General features: G+C 65.0%; 15 protein-coding genes and 1 riboswitch. Of the genes, 4 read left to right on the forward strand and 11 right to left on the reverse strand.

What is annotated here, in order from left to right:
* Positions 1 to 27: 27 nt before the first annotated feature.
* Positions 28 to 291, reverse strand: a complete 264-nt coding sequence (locus P6U24_RS01220; RefSeq protein ID WP_407160816.1) for a hypothetical protein — start codon at positions 289 to 291, stop codon at positions 28 to 30.
* Between P6U24_RS01220 and P6U24_RS01225 the strand changes: the two genes are divergently transcribed.
* Positions 179 to 724: a c-type cytochrome gene (locus P6U24_RS01225; RefSeq protein WP_407160729.1), complete on the forward strand. Its 546-nt coding sequence runs from the start codon at positions 179 to 181 to the stop codon at positions 722 to 724. The two genes, P6U24_RS01220 and P6U24_RS01225, sit on opposite strands and share 113 nt — an antisense overlap.
* 196 nt (positions 725 to 920) lie before the next feature.
* Here the strand turns inward: P6U24_RS01225 and panE are convergent, their stop codons facing one another.
* The 5 genes from panE to P6U24_RS01250 form a co-directional block, all read right to left on the reverse strand.
* Complete coding sequence (gene panE / locus P6U24_RS01230; protein ID WP_407157405.1) at positions 921 to 1,850, reverse strand: 2-dehydropantoate 2-reductase; 930 nt, start codon at positions 1,848 to 1,850, stop codon at positions 921 to 923.
* Between the two features lie 110 nt (positions 1,851 to 1,960).
* Positions 1,961 to 2,698 carry an SDR family oxidoreductase gene (locus P6U24_RS01235; protein WP_407157406.1) on the reverse strand — a complete coding sequence of 246 codons (738 nt, stop codon included), beginning with the start codon at positions 2,696 to 2,698 and terminating at the stop codon, positions 1,961 to 1,963.
* An 86-nt stretch (positions 2,699 to 2,784) separates the two neighbouring features.
* Positions 2,785 to 3,414, reverse strand: coding sequence for a 2-hydroxychromene-2-carboxylate isomerase (locus P6U24_RS01240; protein ID WP_407157407.1), 630 nt, complete (start codon positions 3,412 to 3,414; stop codon positions 2,785 to 2,787).
* 107 nt (positions 3,415 to 3,521) lie between these two features.
* Positions 3,522 to 4,880: an MATE family efflux transporter gene (locus P6U24_RS01245; protein WP_407157408.1), complete on the reverse strand. Its 1,359-nt coding sequence runs from the start codon at positions 4,878 to 4,880 to the stop codon at positions 3,522 to 3,524.
* 97 nt (positions 4,881 to 4,977) lie between these two features.
* Positions 4,978 to 5,559, reverse strand: coding sequence for a DUF2239 family protein (locus P6U24_RS01250; protein ID WP_407157409.1), 582 nt, complete (start codon positions 5,557 to 5,559; stop codon positions 4,978 to 4,980).
* Positions 5,560 to 5,723: 164 nt separating this feature from the next.
* Here P6U24_RS01250 and P6U24_RS01255 point away from each other — a divergent pair, with 164 nt between their 5' ends.
* Positions 5,724 to 6,389: a glutathione S-transferase family protein gene (locus P6U24_RS01255; protein ID WP_407157410.1), complete on the forward strand. Its 666-nt coding sequence runs from the start codon at positions 5,724 to 5,726 to the stop codon at positions 6,387 to 6,389.
* Between the two features lie 116 nt (positions 6,390 to 6,505).
* On the opposite strand, the gene P6U24_RS01260 is transcribed toward P6U24_RS01255, so the two are convergent.
* Positions 6,506 to 7,804, reverse strand: coding sequence for an MFS transporter (locus tag P6U24_RS01260; RefSeq protein ID WP_407157411.1), 1,299 nt, complete (start codon positions 7,802 to 7,804; stop codon positions 6,506 to 6,508).
* A 106-nt stretch (positions 7,805 to 7,910) separates the two neighbouring features.
* Entirely contained in the window at positions 7,911 to 9,662 is a 1,752-nt protein-coding gene (gene ggt, locus P6U24_RS01265) for a gamma-glutamyltransferase (RefSeq protein ID WP_407157412.1), read from the reverse strand.
* A 100-nt stretch (positions 9,663 to 9,762) separates the two neighbouring features.
* Between ggt and P6U24_RS01270 the strand changes: the two genes are divergently transcribed.
* Positions 9,763 to 11,172, forward strand: coding sequence for an MFS transporter (locus P6U24_RS01270; protein WP_407157413.1), 1,410 nt, complete (start codon positions 9,763 to 9,765; stop codon positions 11,170 to 11,172).
* Positions 11,173 to 11,297: 125 nt separating this feature from the next.
* Here the strand turns inward: P6U24_RS01270 and purH are convergent, their stop codons facing one another.
* The 3 genes from purH to P6U24_RS01285 all read right to left on the reverse strand — a co-directional run bounded on the left by purH (position 11,298) and on the right by P6U24_RS01285 (position 16,394).
* Entirely contained in the window at positions 11,298 to 12,890 is a 1,593-nt protein-coding gene (purH, locus tag P6U24_RS01275; RefSeq protein ID WP_407157414.1) for a bifunctional phosphoribosylaminoimidazolecarboxamide formyltransferase/IMP cyclohydrolase, read from the reverse strand.
* 27 nt (positions 12,891 to 12,917) lie between these two features.
* Positions 12,918 to 13,000, reverse strand: a riboswitch (ZMP/ZTP riboswitch).
* Between the two features lie 59 nt (positions 13,001 to 13,059).
* Entirely contained in the window at positions 13,060 to 14,766 is a 1,707-nt protein-coding gene (locus P6U24_RS01280; RefSeq protein WP_407157415.1) for a heparinase II/III family protein, read from the reverse strand.
* 275 nt (positions 14,767 to 15,041) lie between these two features.
* Positions 15,042 to 16,394 carry an RsmB/NOP family class I SAM-dependent RNA methyltransferase gene (locus tag P6U24_RS01285; RefSeq protein ID WP_407157416.1) on the reverse strand — a complete coding sequence of 451 codons (1,353 nt, stop codon included), beginning with the start codon at positions 16,392 to 16,394 and terminating at the stop codon, positions 15,042 to 15,044.
* Between the two features lie 352 nt (positions 16,395 to 16,746).
* Between P6U24_RS01285 and P6U24_RS01290 the strand changes: the two genes are divergently transcribed.
* A complete protein-coding gene (locus P6U24_RS01290) occupies positions 16,747 to 16,971 on the forward strand; it encodes a DUF1674 domain-containing protein (protein ID WP_407157417.1) in 225 nt (74 codons plus the stop codon).
* Positions 16,972 to 16,999: the final 28 nt, after the last annotated feature.

A 16,999-nucleotide genomic window follows, 5' to 3' on the forward strand; every position in this document is an offset into this window, starting at 1 on the left:
CATGACGTGACAGGGGCTGCGGCTGCCCTATGGCGGCCGCAGCCCCTTGTTTTGATCGTGTGTTTTGATCGTGATGCCTCCAATCAACAATAAGAGCGTTGTCGGCCAGAGGCTGGCCACGATGCCCGGAGAGGAAATGATGCGAAATATCCTGATCGGCAGTTTGCTCGCGGTATGCTTGTCCGGCGCTTCGATCGCGCAGGCCGCCGACATTGCCGCTGGCAAAGCCAAGGCGAGCGAGATCTGCGCCGGCTGCCACGGCGAGAACGGAATCTCCCAGATGGAGAACATCCCCTCGCTCGCCGGCCAGCTCGATCAGTACATTCAGTGGCAGCTGGTCTATTTCCGCTCCGGCGCGCGCAAGAACGAGCAGATGCAGCCGGTCGTCGAGCAGATCACCAACGAGGACATCCGCAATCTCGGTGCTTACTTTGCACAGCTCGCGCCGCCGTCGGGCGCAAAGGACGACGACCCGGCTCTGTCGGAGAAGGGGAAGCAGGCGGCCGCCGGGCGGCGCTGCGCCTCATGCCACACCGATACTTTCGCCGGCACCAAGGCGGTCCCGCGCATCGCAGGCCAACGCGAGGAATATCTGGTGAAGGCGCTGCATGACTACAAAGCCGGCCAGCGTGTCGGCGGGGGGCAGGCAGCAATGGCCGATGTCGCCTATCCGCTCAGCGAGGAGGAGATCACCGCGCTCGCGCATTATCTGGCGCATTTGTAGTTGGTTGTGGTCGATCGAGCCGCAATAACGGCTGTCGTCCCGGGCAAGCGAGCAGAGCGAGCGCCGACCCGGGACCCATAACCACAGGCGAGTGTTGTAAGAGCGAGCTGTTGCTCCAGCCTTCGCAAAATGAAATTCGGTGGTTATGGGTCCCCGCTTTCGCGGGGACGACACCGGAGCAAGAACGGGCTGCGTACTACACGCTCTTCGTTCGCTGCGCCTCATATGTCTTCAGATGCGTGTAGGCCGTGCGCAGCTTCGGCACCGGCACCTTCGCGGCGTCTGCACGCGCCACCAGATCACCGATGACGTGATCGGCCTCGACGGGCATGCCCTGCTTGAGGTCGCGGAACATCGAGGCCGTCATCGGGGAGCCCTCCGTGGTCAGCATGCCCGAGACGCGCTGGAAGAATGGGCCCGTCGGCGCATAGCCGGCCGCGGCGGCGGTCGCGCTGCATTCGTCGAGCATGCCGAGCAGAAAGTCCTTGCCGCCGGGCGCAGCGAGGATCACGCCGACAGGCGCACGCATCAGGGTGGTCGAGGCCGCGAGCGAGGCCAGGAACACCCATTTCTCCCACATCTCCTGCATGATGTGCTCGCTCGCCGCGGCATTGAAATTGCCACGCTGGAAGATCTCGAAGATGGCGCGGACGCGATCCGAGCTGCCGCCGTCGCGCTCGCCGAAGCTCAGCGACTGCATCGGCTGCAGCTGCACCACTTCGCGCTTTTCATTCAAGGTGGCGGCGATGGCACAGAGGCCGCCGAGCACGCGCGCGCGGCCAAACCTGGCGTCGAGCACGTCGAGATGCTTCATGCCGTTGAGCAGCGGGATGATCGCGGTGTTGGGTCCGACCGCCGGCGCGAAGGAGGCGATGGCATCGTCGAGGTCATACGCCTTGCAGCTCAGCAGCACGACGTCGAAATGCGCCTTCAGCGTAGCGGCCTGCACCGTAGGCGGGTCCTTCAGGGTGACGTCGCCGGTCGGGCTCCGGATCACGAGGCCGGCAGAGGCGAGCTCGCCAGCACGTCGCGGCCGCACCAGGAAGGTGATGTCGGCTCCGGATTGCAGCAGCCGGCCGCCGAAATAGCCGCCGATCGCGCCGGCGCCGACCACGAGAATGCGCATTTGAATATCCTATCGTTCTGAGCAGCAGAATACTGCGCCGGCGAATGGCGAATAGGGAGTAGCGAATAGAGATGGCCCCCATTCGCTATTCGCTACTCCCTATTCGCCGCTCACCACTTTTCACCAAACGGTCGGATCTCCATCTCGAACGTCCAGGCGCTCTTCGGCTGCTGATAGAGCTGCCAATATGCACCGGCAACGGAGGCAGGCGGCATCAACAGATCGGGATTGTCCAGCGCCTCCTTGCCCCACATCTGCTCGCGGCGCTCGCGCACCCAGGCGGTGTCGACCCCGGAATCGATGATGAGATGGGCGACATGGATGTTTTGCGGCATCAGTTCGCGCGCCATCGACTGTGCGACCGCGCGCAGGCCGAACTTGGCAGAGGCAAAGGCGGCAAAGCCAGATCCGCCGCGTAGCGAGGCGGTGGCGCCGGTAAAGAAGATGTTGCCCTGTCCCCGCGGCAGCATCAGCCGCGCCGCTTCGCGGCCGGTGACGAAGCCGGCCCAGCAGGCCATCTCCCAGACCTTGCGGAAGACGCGATCGGTGGTCTCCAGGATCGGGAAATTGACGTTGGCGCCGACGTTGAAGATCACGACCTCGAGCGGCGCGTGTTTGTCGGCCTCGTTGAGGAAGGCGGTGGTCTCCTCTTCTTTCCGTGCATCGAGCGCACGCGCGTTGATGCTGCCGCCTGCGGCTTCGACCTCCTTGACCAGCGGCGCCAGCTTGTCGCCATTGCGCCGGCCGGCGAACACCGTGAAGCCCTCGGCGGCGAATTTCTTGACGATCTCGGCGCCGATATAATCGCCGGCGCCGACGACTGCGACGGTGGCATTGCGCTTCTGCATCGGTGGTCTCCCTTCTCGCCACATCGTCATTGCGAGCGAAGCGAAGCAATCCAGAATCCTGAAAGCGGGCTGGATTGCTTCGTCGCTTACGCTCCTCGCAATGACGCGTTCGATTGGCCCAGCACCATCTCCTCGACGTCGCGCAATTGCTCCTTGCCGAAGAACATCTCGTTGCCGACGAAGAAGGTGGGCGAGCCGAATGCGCCACGCTCGACTGCTCTTTGTGTGTTGTTCAGCAGCTTCGCCTTCACCTCCGGCTCCTGCGCGCGCGCGAGCAGCTTGGCGCCGTCCAGCCCGGACGAGTTGAGCGCTGAAATCGCGACCTCCGGATCGTCCATCTTCTTCGGCTCGCGCCACATGTGGTGAAAGGCAGCCTCGACATAGGCTTCGAACACACCCTCCATCTGTGCGGCGACCGCGGCCCGCATCAAGTTCAGCGTGTTGACTGGAAAATAAGGGTTCCACACGTAGGGCTCGACCTGGAAGCGCTTGATAAAGCGCTCGGTCTCGACGGCGTGAAACTCGCGCTTGTTCTTGACGCCGGCGAGCGTCTCGGCTGGCGACTTGTTGTTGGTGGCCTTGAAGATGCCACCGAGCAGCACCGGCACATAGACGAACTTCACGCCGATGCGCTTCTCGATCGCCGGAATCGCCTCATGGCTGAGAAAGGCATTGGGGCTGCCGAAATCGAACAGGAACTCGGGGGCGGGGCTCACGGGCGGTCTCCCTGGAATTTCATTCCATTGTGGTCCAGCCCGGCAGCCGCGTCCAGTTCTTTATGATGGTCATCATATTGCGCGCGGCGGCAAGCCGCGCGGCCCGGTCAGACCAGCCGCACGATCGTCCGCTTGCGCCAGACCAGCAGGTAGAAGCTCATCTGCAGCAGCAGCATGGCGGAGAAGGTGATCGGGTAGGCGAGCCAGACGCCATCGATCCCGAAGACGTGACTGAGCACGAGCGCCGAGGGCACCTCAACGAGCGCGATCGTGAGTATCGAGATCGAGAGCGGCGCCCAGACTGTGCCACTGGCCCGCATTGCCGCCGAGAACGTCGTCGCCATGCCGAACATGACAGAGCTCCACAGCACGATCTGCAGCGAGCGCTGCGCAAGCTCGATCACAGCCGGATCGGTGATGAATAAGCCCATCAGCGTGCGCGAGAACAGGTAGGCGATCGCCACCAGCCCACCGGTGAGCACCACGTTCATTTCGAGCCCGGTGCGGACGATGCGGCCGATCTGTTTGGCTTCGCCGCGGCCGATCGCCTGGGCGCCGAAGATCGAGACCGAGATCGCGATCGATATCGCCGGGAACTGCACATAGCTCAGCACCTGGTTGACGGCGCCGTAGGCTGCCGTTGCGCCGGAACCGAAGCTGTTGACCAGCCCAAGCAGCACCATCTCGGCAGTCGACATCACGATCATGTTGATGGCCGCGGGAATGCCAAGGCGGAGCACAGTCCGCAGCAGATACGCGTCCAGGCGCATGCCGTGCAGGAACGCCGCATCGAAGGCAAGCGGATGTTTGCGGCGGCGCAGATGCGCGTGGAGCCAGATCAACGTCAGCAGGCTCGAGACTGCGGACGCGCAGGCTGCGCTGGCGACGCCGAGCTGCGGCAGCCCGAACCAGCCGCGGATCAGGGCCGGCGTCACCGCAAGTCCAATAACCGTGGATACAGCCAGCGCCAGCAGCGGCGTCACGGTATCACCGACGCCACGCATCAATGCGGTGATCAGGATGAAGGTGAATGTCAGCGGCATCGTCAGCATCATGATGCGTGCATAAGCAGCGGCCGCGCCGCGAATGTTGTCCGGCGTCGCGAGCACGATCATGAGCTCGTCACTGAACAACCCGCCGAGCACCGCGATCACGGCGCTGATCAGCAGGGTCACCGTCAACGTGGTGCCGGCGATGGTCTTGACCTTGCCGATCTCGCGTGCGCCCCAGGCTTGGCCGATCAGCACGCCCGCGCCCGACGCCAGACCCAGCACGAAGGAGATGAAGAAGAACATGGCCGGAAAGAACACGGAAACCGCGGCGAGCGCGTCGACGCCGATCATCTGGCCGAGATAGATGTTGTTGATCGTGCCGAACAGCGCCTGCAGGATGTTGCTGAGCATCATCGGCGTCAGGAAGGCTAGGAACGGCTTGCGGAGCGGCGGGAGAGTAGACACGAGTTGCATCCTGTCGGCCGCGGCGCGCATGCATGCGTCGCGCGCGGTTGCGTTGAAAGAGCAGAGGTGAGCGCGCGGACGCCTTGATTCTCGGTCCGCGGGTCGTTCAGTCCGCGCGGTCGCGATAGGCGAGCGCGATGGCGTGATCGCGAATATCCACCGGCCAGTCGGCGATCAGCTCGGCAAACCGGCGGCGGTCGTCCGCAAACAGCGCACGGACCGCCTCTTCGAAATTGGGGCGGTTGCCCGCCATTCCCGCCATGAAGTGATAGGCAGCATCGCGGGCCTCGCGGGTCCGATCCCGGTCGCCGCTCGCGCGGCGGGCTTCGTCAACCAGCTTACGCAGCGCCACCGAAGCGCCGCCCGGCTGCGCGTTCAGCCATTCCCAATGGCGCGGCAACAGCGTCACCTCGCGCGCCACGACGCCGAGCTTTGGCCGGCCGCGGCCGCGAGGCTCGCTCACCGGCGGCTCCGGCTGGGTATTGCCGCCAGCCGGCTGCGGCAGCCGCGCCAGAATGTCCGCATCGGTGCCGCGCAAATCGAGGTCGATCGCCCGCCCCGTGCGGTCGTCGAAGATCGCGATCGGCTCAGGCATCATACCGGCGCGCTTTACCGCGAGCGCGACATCAGCAAGCGCGCCGCTGGCCAAGCGCTGCGGGCCCGCAAAGGCAGTGAAGGTCTGGGTCATAGCGACAGTTCCGGTACAATTGTGCGGTTTATACCCGGATATTATTGGCTCGTCTATATCGTCCGGGTAAATATTTAACGCCGTTGTGGTCTTGGCCGCATCGCGCGGCCAGGATCGGCCTGCTACGGAATGGCGCGACCCAATCGATCAGGGCAGGGGATCCAATGCTCACCGTTCATCACCTCAACAATTCCCGCTCTCAACGCGTGCTGTGGCTGCTCGAGGAGTTCGGTGTGCCCTACGAGATCATTCGTTATGAGCGGCAGCCGGACTTGCGGGCGCCGCCGGAGCTGCGCGCGATCCATCCGCTTGGCAAATCGCCGGTCATCACCGATGGCGGCAACGTGATCGCCGAGTCCGGCGCGATCATCGAATATCTGGTCGAGACCTATGGCGGCGGCCGGCTGATCCCGCCGCCGGGGACGCCGGAGCGGCTGCGCTATACCTACTGGCTGCATTATGCCGAGGGCTCGGCGATGCCGCTTCTGCTGCTCAAGCTGTTGTTCAGCGTCATGCCGCGGCGTGCGCCCGGATTATTGCGCCCCCTGGTGCGCAAGGTGTCGACTCAGGCGCTGACCGCGCTCGTCAATCCGCAGCTCAAGCAGCACATGGCGTTCTGGGAAAGCGAGTTGCAGAAGAGCGATTGGTTTGCCGGGAATGAATTCACCGCTGCCGACATCCAGATGAGCTTTCCGTTGCAGGCGGCTGCCGCGCGCGGCGGGCTCGAGCAGGGCCATCCGCGCGCGATGGACTTTCTCGAACGGATCGACAAGCGGCCCGCCTATCAGCGTGCGATGGAGAAGGGCGGCCCGTATACGGTGAACCGTTGAGAGGCAACGAGAGCACCTGTGAGAGCGGTCTTACCCTCTCCCCACAAGGGGAGAGGGTGAAAGCGGCGTCGGCGCGGGCACACTAGATTCAAATTTACCCGCAAGTATCGGCACCATCACCCACCTGCGTGCAGCACGCGGCCGCGGGTTTCCGGCAGGGAATAGGCGGCAATGAAGAACACGGCATAGGCCACGACGGCGAAGATCGCGATCGCGTTGGCCAGCGAGGTCGAGACCGAGAGCGCGCCGACCAGATAGGGGAACAGCGCGCCGATGCCGCGGCCGAAATTGTAGCAGAAGCCCTGGCCCGAGCCGCGCAGCCGCGTCGGATAGAGCTCGGTGAGAAACGCGCCCATGCCGGAGAAATAGCCCGAGGCGAAGAAGCCGAGCGGGAAGCCCAGCACCCAAAGAATCTCATTCGAGAGCGGCAGCTGCGTATAAAGCAGCACCACTGCGATGGCGCCGAGCGAGAAGATCAGGAACAGATTGCGGCGGCCGATGCGGTCGGCGAGCCAGGCGCCGACGAGATAGCCGACGAAGGAGCCGATGATCAGGGTCGAGAGATAGCCGGTGGAACTGACGATCGACAGCTTGCGCTCGGTGGTGAGGAAGCGCGGCACCCAGAAGGTGACGGCGTAGTAGCCGCCCTGGCAGCCGGTCGCGACCAGCGAGGCGAGGATCGTGGTCTTGAGGATCGGGCCTGAGAAAATTTCCCAGAGCTGCGGCCGGTCGCCGGCTTCTGCCTGCTGCGCGCGGGTGGCCGCCGCGATCTCGGGCTCTCTGACATAGCGGCGGAGATAGAACACGAGCAGCGCCGGCAGCGCACCGATCACGAACATCCAGCGCCACGCGCTTTCGGCTGGGAGTATCGAGAACAGGATCGCCTGCGCCAGCACGGCGAGGCCCCAGCCGACCGCCCAGCCCGACTGCACCGAGCCGACGGCGCGGCCGCGATATTGCGGCCGGATCGCCTCGCCCATCAGCACCGCGCCAGCGGCCCATTCGCCACCGAAACCGAGGCCGAGCACCGCGCGTGCGATCAGGAGCTGATCGAAATTCTGCGCCAGCGCGCAGAGCAGCGAGAAGAACGAGAACCACAGGATCGTAAACTGCAGCGTCCGGACCCGTCCGACGCGGTCGGCGAGATAGCCGCCGAGCCAGCCGCCGACCGCCGAGGAGAGCAGGGTGACCGTGCCGGCAAGGCCGGCCAAGCCGGCATCGACCTTCCACAGCGTGATGATGGTGCCGATCACCAGCGGGTAGATCATGAAGTCCATGCCGTCGAGCGCCCAGCCGGCGGCGCAGGCCCAGAAGGTGTGCCGTTCGGACGGGCTCATGTCGCGATAGAAGGCGAGCAGGCTGGTGTCTTCGATCGCAGCAGTTTCGATGGCCTGTGAAGGCTCGGCGGCGGACATCTGGTTTCCTTCCCGGAATATGCGTGCTGTCGGGCAAAGCCCGCAGCTCGTCTTGCTATGCTGTGCAATCTATTCCGGTGGGGACAACAAGCAACCTCTCGTCAACTCATTGTGGCGCGGCCTCAGCACCTCGTGTGCGCGGGTCCGGTGCTCCGAGCAGTCCATTTGATGTCACCAGGACGGAGTTGGCGGAGGTCTCGCCCATCGGCTGAACGATGCGATGGCCCTTCGCGCTCAGCTCCGCCAGCACCTCGCTCGGAAAGCCGCGCTCGATCCGCACCTCATCCGGCATCCATTGGTGGTGCAGCCGCGGCGCCGCCACCGCGGCCGCGATGTCCATGCGATAGTCGAGCACGTCGACGATCACCTGCAGCACCGTAGAGATGATGCGGCTGCCGCCCGGCGATCCCGTCACCAGCACCGGCCTGCCGTCCTTCAGCACGATGGTCGGCGACATCGACGACAGCGGCCGCTTTCCCGGACCGGGCAGATTGGCTTCGAAGCCGACCAGGTCGAATGCATTGGACGCGCCGATCGCGGCGGTGAAATCGTCGAGCTCATTGTTCAGCAGCACGCCGGTGCCCTCGGGAATCAGGCCGACGCCGAACGGAAAGTTCAGAGTGTAGGTGTTGCTGACGGCGTTGCCCATGCTGTCGACGACCGAGAAATGTGTCGTGTTGCTGCCTTCGCGCAGCGGCTTGAGCTGCAGCACATCGGCGGCCGCGGTGGCACGGTCGGGATCGATGCTGGCGCGCTGCTTCGCCGCGTAATCTTTGGACAGCATCACATTGACCGGCGCATCGACGAAGGCGGGATCGCCGAGATAGCGGGCGCGGTCGGCGTAGGCGCGCTTCATCGCCTCGATCAACAGATGCAGCGAGGCGGCGCTGCCCTGCCTGAGATCGCGGAGCTGATAGCCTTCGAGAATGTTCAGCGTCTCCAAGAGCACCGTGCCGCCGGAGGAGGGCAGCGGCATCGAGACGATGTCGTAGCCGCGATAGGTCCCGCGCACCGGCGCGCGGATCACCGGCTGATAGGACTTCAGATCATCTGTCGTCATGATGCCGCCGGCGTCCTGAATGCCCTTGGCCAGCTTCTCCGCGACCGGTCCCTCGTAGAAGCCGCGCGGCCCCTGCTCCGCGATCGCGGTCAATGTGGCTGCGAGATCGGGCTGCACCAGCCGGTCGCCCTCGTGCAGCGGCGTGCCGTCATCGCGCGAGAAGAGTCGCGCGCTCACCGGCCATTTCGCCAGCCGCTTGTAGGATTCCGGCAGGCTGTCGGCCATGTCGTCGGCCATCACGAAGCCGTCACGCGCCAATCCGATCGCTGGCTGTAACACTTGACTGAGGCTGAAATGGCCGGAGCCGTATTTCTCGAGCGCAAGTGCCAGCCCTGCGACCGTGCCGGGCACGCCGACCGCCAGCGCGGAGTTGCGCGACTTGGCGCTATCGGGCTTGCCGTCCGCGCCGAGGAAGATGTCCTTCGTGGTCGCGGCGGGCGCGGTCTCGCGATAATCGATCGCGATGTCCTCGTTGCGCTCCCGCAGATGGATCACCATGAAGCCGCCGCCGCCGATATTGCCGGCGCGCGGATAGGTGACGGCCATCGCGAAGCCGGTGGCGACCGCTGCATCGACCGCATTGCCGCCCTGCCGCAAGATCTCGGCCCCGATGCGGGCTGCGAGCTTCTCCTGCGCCACCACCATGCCCTGCTCGGCAGATATGGCATGGATGCTCTCCTGCGCCGGTGGCGTGTAACCGCCGCGCCGCAGATCCTGCGCGGTCGCGGGCAGCAGCACAGCGACAGACAGCGCGAGGACGGCCAAGAGCTGCCGCCGTGTGAAGCGAGACGGGTTCATCAAATTCACCGTGACCGACATCAAGTTGAGCGCATCGGATGCTATAGGGCGCAGGCTCGAAAGCCAAACATGACAGCGTGATCGTGAAGGACATTTCGGAATGACGGTGACATCGATTGTCTCATGCGACGCAGTCGTGCCGCGGAGCTATCCGCCACGCCGCGCAGTGGTGAGCTGGATCTTCTTCGATTGGGCGGCGCAGCCCTATTTCACCCTGATCGCGACCTTCGTGTTTGCGCCCTATTTCGCCACCCATGTGGCGCCGGATGCGGCAAGCGGCCAGGCATTGTGGGGCTTTGCCACCGCGTTGGCCGGCATCGTCATCGCGCTACTCTCGCCGGTGCTCGGCGCCATCGCGGACGCCACCGGCCGCCGTAAGCCGTGGATCGCGGCGTTCGGCGCCATGCTGGTGATCGGTTCGAGTCTGATGTGGATCGGCGCGCCGCAGCGCCCCGAACTGATCGCGCCGCTGCTTGGATCTTACGTGCTCGCCACCATCGGCGTCGAATTCGCGACCGTTTTCAACAATGCGATGATGCCGACCCTGGTGCCGCCTGAGCGGATCGGGCGCTTGTCAGGCACCGGCTGGGCGACAGGCTATATCGGCGGCATTGTCTCGCTAATCCTGGTGCTCGGCTTTCTCGCGGCGAGCCCGGACAGCGGCCGCACGCTGTTCGGCCTATCGCCCTTGTTCGGGCTCGATCCTGTCATGCACGAAGGCGATCGCATCTCCGGGCCGCTCACCGGCCTGTGGTTTATCGTGTTCGTGCTGCCGATGTTCTTGTTCACACCGGACTACCCGGCACGGCATCGGCTCGGCGCGGCCTTGCGCGAAGGACTTGCCGAGCTGAAGGAGACGCTGCGTGGCCTGCCCGAGCAGCGATCCATCATGATGTTCCTGATCGCCAACATGATCTACACCGACGGCCTGATCTCGCTCTATGCATTCGGCGGCATTTATGCTGCCGGCATCTTCGGCTGGAATACGATTCAGCTCGGCACCTTCGGCATCATCCTGGCGATCGCCGGCACGTTCGGCGGCTGGATCGGCGGTAAGCTCGACGATGCCTTCGGGCCGAAGCGTGTCATCGCTGGCACCATGACCCTGTTGCTGCTTGCGATCATCGCGATCCTGCTGGTGAACACGGACTCGATCCTGTTCATTCCAGTGACCCCGGCGCAAGCCGGTGGCGCGCTGTTCGCCTCCAGCGCCGAGCGCGCGTATCTCGTGCTCGGCTGCGTCATCGGCGCCTGCGGCGCGCCGCTGCAGGCCGCCTCACGTTCGCTGCTGGTGCGAATGGCCCCAAAGGATCGCATCGCGCAATATTTCGGACTGTTTGCACTCACCGGAAAAGTCACGTCCTTCATCGGCCCGCTGCTGATCGGCGTCGTGACCTCGATCACCGCGAGCCAAAAGGCCGGCATGGCCGTGCTGGTGTTGTTCTTCGTGGTGGGACTGATGTTGCTGGCGCGGGTGAAAACTCCACTGTCGTCCCGGCCAAGCGAGTGAAACGAGCGCGAGCCGGGACCCATACCGCGTGATCTGTCGATTGGCCCATATGGCAGACGCTGTTCGTAACAACGACGGCCGGTGGCCATGGGCCCCGGCGTTCGCCGGGGCGACAGCGAACTAATTCAATGCCTGAAATGCCTGACGCCTGACAACACCATGGCGATGCCGTGCTCGTCGGCGGCCTTGATCACCTCGTCATCACGCATGGAGCCGCCGGGCTGCACTACGGCCGTGGCGCCGGCCTCGATGCAGGCGAGCATGCCGTCGGCGAATGGGAAGAAGGCGTCGGATGCGACAACGGAGCCTTTCGTGAGCGGTTCGGCGAGCTTCAACTCCTTGGCCGCGTCCTCGGCCTTGCGCGCCGCGATCCGCGCCGAATCGACCCGGCTCATCTGGCCGGCACCGATGCCGACGGTCGCAAGATCCTTGGCGTAGACGATGGTGTTGGACTTCACATGCTTGGCGACGCGGAAGGCGAACTTCAAATCGCGCATCTCGGCATCGGTCGGCGCACGCTTGGTCACGACCTTGAACGTCATATCGTCGACTACGGCGTTGTCACGGCTCTGCACCAACAGGCCGCCGGCGACCGTCTTCGCGGTCAGTCCTGGCGCGCGCGGGTCGGGCAGCGAGCCTGCGAGCAGGAGGCGCAGATTCTTGCGGCCGGCGATGATCGCGATCGCCTCCTCGGTCGCATCCGGCGCGATGATGACTTCGGTGAAGATCCCGGTGATGGCGCGCGCGGTGTCGGCGTCCAGCGTCCGGTTCATGGCGATGATACCGCCAAAGGCCGAGGTGGAATCGCAGGCCAGCGCCTTTTGATAGGCGGAGACGAGATCAGGTCCTTCGGCCACGCCACATGGGTTGGCATGCTTGACGATCACGCAGGCCGCGGTGCGCGAGGGGTCGAACTCGGCGATGCACTCATAGGCCGCATCCGTGTCGTTGATGTTGTTGTAGGACAGCTCCTTGCCCTGCAGCTGGCGGGCCGTCGCGACGCCGGGCCGGCGGCCGGGCAGAGCGTAGAACGCCGCATGCTGATGCGGGTTCTCGCCATAGCGCAGCGCCTGGATCAGCCGGCCGCCGAAGGCTCGATAGTCTGGGGCATCGGTCTTGAGCTGATCGGCAAACCAGTTGGAGATCGCCGCGTCATAGGCGGCCGTGCGCGCGTAGGCCTTGGCGGCGAGGCGGCGGCGCAGCGCCCGCGTGGTCGCGCCATCATGGGCGGCGAGCTCGTCGAGCACGGCTGGGTAGTCCTGCGCATCGACGACCACGGCAACGTCTTCGTGGTTCTTCGCCGCGGCGCGGATCATCGCCGGGCCGCCGATATCGATATTCTCGATGCAATCGTCGAAATCACCGCCCTTCTCAACGGTCGCCTCGAACGGGTAAAGATTGACCACGAGCAGATCGATCGGTGCGATGCCGTGGGTCTTCATCGCCTGCGCATGTTCGGCATTGCTGCGGATCGCGAGCAGGCCGCCATGCACCTTCGGATGCAGGGTCTTGACCCGGCCGTCCATCATCTCGGGAAAGCCAGTGAGATCGGAGACATCGGTTACTTTGAGGCCGGCGGCCGCGATCGCCTTTGCGGTGCCGCCGGTCGAAACCAGCTCGACGCCGCGCGCGGCGAGCGAACGGGCGAATTCGACCAGGCCGGTCTTGTCGGAGACGGACAGCAAAGCGCGGGTGACGTGGCGTAGCTGATTGGTCATCGGGCAGAGTCCTCTTTTCAAAAGGGAAATCTATGCCCAGGCGCGCGGCGGATCATTCCGCGCTTCCCGATGGTGCTCCATCCAAGTCGTCGCCAGTCGCGCGGACCGCCGCTGGTTAGCAGCTTTTGGCGGACGCTACAATATTGACCGATATCTCAGGGTGAACGCTTTACGGCGGCGGTTCGGAATCGCGCCGGTTGCGCCGGTTGTTGGCATCCGCAGCCGAGGAGCGGACGAAGCTCCAGCGGATCGAGGCGGCCTGACGGGCATCCTGCCGGATCACGAGCTGGGTGCTTCGCCGCGGGCCGTCATTGCCGGCCAGGAACACGCTGTCCTCGAGATCGACCTTGTCGTCGAGCGTCTCGAACGTCCACACCTCGCGATTGGGCAGCACCAGCATGGCCCCGCGCCCGTCGCCGAGCGCGCTCGCCTTGACCGCCGGATGTAGATGAAACCGCAGCGCGTAGTCGGAGCCTGCGCCACGCAGCCGGGCGCCTTGTGCCGGCGTCACGGTGTCTTCGCCGTCGAGCCGCGTGCCGTCATTGGCGGCCACCAGGATGCGACGATGGATCAGCCCGAATTTCGATGCGTAGCCATTATGCGACGTAGAGAGCACGGTGCCATCGGGGACCACTTCGCGAAAATTCTCCACCCGGCTTGGCCCGGAGACGATCGGCGCGCCGTGCAGCAATCGCTTCATCGCCGACATCTCGACGAACTGGCATGAGGAGGTGTTGTGATAGGTCAGCGTCGAATGCGCGACGGTGCTGCGGGCGAAGGCGCGCCAATTGTCGCGGCCGGTCGACGGCATGCCGCAATTGATCACGATCCGGCACGCGCCGGAGGAGAGCTCGAAGGCAAGGCAGCCGGCATGCGCCTCATGGCTCCAATGCGGCGGCGGCGGCGCACCGGTATCCATGATCACGGTCATGGTGTTGGCATCGAGCCGCTGGAAGCCGGAATGCGGCATGCTCGCCATCGGCGTGCCGTGGGTGTCGTCATAGGCCAGCAACGTGGCCAGCAGATCGGAAGGCGTGCTGCCCATGCCGTTGAACAGCGCCATCGCGCCGTCGCCATGACGGAAGAAGCGCAGCATCGGCATCATGCGGTCGATCGCGTTGAGCAGCGCAGGCGGCGGCGCGATGTTGCGCGCGGCAAAGGTCTGGCGCAGCGGCAAGAGGTCGATCAAGAGCTCGACCAGCGCGCCGGGGTTGCGCGAGACATGGCCGCCATCGGGCAGGATCTGGCGCTGCAGCTCTTCCGACAATTTGCGGCTGGCGCTGCGGATATGCTTGGTCTGGTTGGCGAGGCAGAGCGCGGCATAACACAGCGCGATCAGCACCTGCAGCCGCGGCACGCCGTCCGGAATGTCGATCATCGCATAGCGCAGATAGCGGATCTCGCGCGTCAGCCCGCGCAGATAGCGCCGGTAGAACTTGCCGTCCGAATCAGCGAGCACCAGCGGCGCCTGCGACAACAGCGAGATCACGCGGCGCGCCAGCACGTCGGCGCGGCGACTGATGGGATGGCGGCCGATCTGGTTGGTGATCCAATCATCGACCAGCGCGCGGGCGTTGGCGCGGGTCAGGGCGGTGTCGGCGGCGCGCAGATGTCGCAGCCAGCCGAAACCGAGCAGCGCCACCTCCCAGTCCTCGGAAGGCGGCTCCAGATCGAAGATCGAGCGGCCGTGGCAGGTGACGATCTTGCCAGCGAATACGAACCGGCCGGCATAGATCTCCGCTGCGCGGGTGGCATCGGCGGTTCGCAGGTCGTGCGGCGCGATCACCAGCCGGTCGGCGCGGCCCGGCCACAGCCCGGCCGCCGAGACGGTGACCCCGCTGACATGCGCGACCGTAGAGCGCGCGAAGCGCCCCATGACCAGCGTCGAAATGCGTCTGCGTTGAGCGGCGGACACGCCTTGCCTTGGATTGTGATGGGTTCACCAATGAACCCTTAAGTGAATCGGGTAATGCCGCCGATACACCATTTTCAATCTCCGCGCAGCATCAGCCCCGGAGCAAAATCTGGTGTAAAATCAGGAATTAACTAATGGGATCACTCTAGCACTCCCACCTTGTTACCGCCAGCGCGGCGCAAGGCTTATTCACCGGCGGCATCGGCTTCTCGGTCATCCCCGGGGTGATACGGGAATCAGCCTTGCCGGACCAAACGGGCGGCATAAAAGCCATCGAGACCGCCGAGGCGGGGATCCTGATGCGGCAGATGGCAGGGCAGGGTGCGCAAATCGCCCGCCGCGGTGACGATCTCCGACAGGCCTGCGACCTCGCTTGCGCTGACCGGAACGCGCCGCAGACCGATCTCGTCTGCGAGCAGACCCTCGACGATCTGCTCGCCTTCCTCAGGCTCCAGCGAGCAGGTGCAGTAGACCAGCATGCCGCCGGGTTTCAGCAACGAGATGGCCTTGCGCGCCAGCCGCTTCTGCAGCGTCGCCAGCGTGGTGACATCCGCTTCCTGCCGCAGCCAGCCGACATCAGGATGGCGGCGGATGGTGCCGGTCGAGGTGCAGGGGGTGTCGATCAGGATGCCGTCAAAGCCGCCGTTCTCCACCGGCTGCCATTCGGCGGCGTCGGACACGACGCTTTCGACCTCGAGCTGCAGCCGGGACATGTTGTCCTTGAGCCGCGCCATGCGCGCCGGCGAGCGATCGACAGCGGTGACGCGGGCGCCGGCCTGGGCGAGCTGCGCGGTCTTTCCGCCGGGCGCCGCGCAGAGGTCGAGGACGGCCTTGCCCGCAATGTCGCCGAACAGCCGCGCCGGCAGGGCTGCGGCGGCGTCCTGCACCCACCATTGGCCTTCGGCGAAGCCCGGCAGCATGGTGACCGAGCCGTGCAGCAGCGTCCGCACGGTTCCGGTCGGCAATGCCTCGCCGTGCAAGCGGCTCGCCCATTGTGCGGGCTCGGACTTGACGGTCAGATCGAGCGACGGCTCATGGCCGAGCGCGGCGGCGATGTCTTGCGCGGTCGCCTCGCCGTAGTTGGCGACCCAGCGTTTGAGCAGCCAGGGAGGGATGTCGAGCGCGTGGCCCTTCACCTCTTCGACCAGGCTTGCGCCCTCGCGCGCGCAGCGGCGCAGCACGGCGTTGACGAGCCCGGCATATTTCGCCGCACGCCGATCAGCCTGCACCAGTCGCACCGACAGATCGACCGCCGCATGGTCCGGCACGTCCATCCAGAGAATCTGTGCGGCGCCGATCAAGAGTGCGCTCTGCGCCCGCGGCGCATCGGTCGGAACACCACGATCGAGCAACCGCGAGAGCACGTGGCCGAGCGTTCCGAGACGACGCAAGGTTGTCGCCACCAGCCGGCGCATCAGCGCGCGGTCGCGATCTGCAAGCTGCTTCAGCCCGGGATGTGCGCCGGCGCCGTCGAGCTGATCGTCCAGGGTGCGACGCTTGTGAAGGACGCCGTCGACAACGTCGGCCGCGATCCGCCGCGCCGCCAGGCCCGGCACTTCGGATGAGGTCGCGTATCGCGGTGGAGGCATGCTGGAAAGTCACTCGCAGAAGAAGGCAGTTCCGCGACGATCCGGCGCATGCCATGAGAGCTGCGCGAGCAGTGTCACGAGAATATGCCAAATGTAAGAAACCGTGCTGATCTTTCCAGTGTGGCAGATCCGACATTCGCTTCACTATCGCGGCTGGGTTCGGATAGCGAATGTCTGATTGAAGGCACAGTTGAATCCTGAATTTGCTAGTGTCCGCCGATTCCGATGTTCGCAAACGAACTCGCCGCAAACGATATGATGTCAGAACCGGGACATCAGCCCTGGTTTCCAACTCGACGTCACACGATCTGATGATGCGTGGCGCAGATCGGTTCAATGGTGGAATGGTAAGATGAGCAACGATCCCTTCAAGCCCGCGGCGTCGGAACTGCCGCGCAAGGTGCTTCCTCCGGCGGCTCAGCGGGCGCTCGCCGAGGCTGAAGCGCGGCGGCGTGAGGCCGCCGAGCACGCCAAGGAACACGCGAAGGGGATGCCGAAGGAGTTGCAGGGACCGAAGGGACCGGAGCCCACGCGCTACGGCGACTGGGAGCGCAAGGGGATCGCGTCAGATTTCTAAGGTGCGCGACATCGTCTCCGATCGGTAT

Origin of the sequence: Bradyrhizobium sp. STM 3557, from assembly GCF_045571465.1 — a bacterium.
Classification (GTDB): Bacteria; Pseudomonadota; Alphaproteobacteria; order Rhizobiales; family Xanthobacteraceae; genus Bradyrhizobium.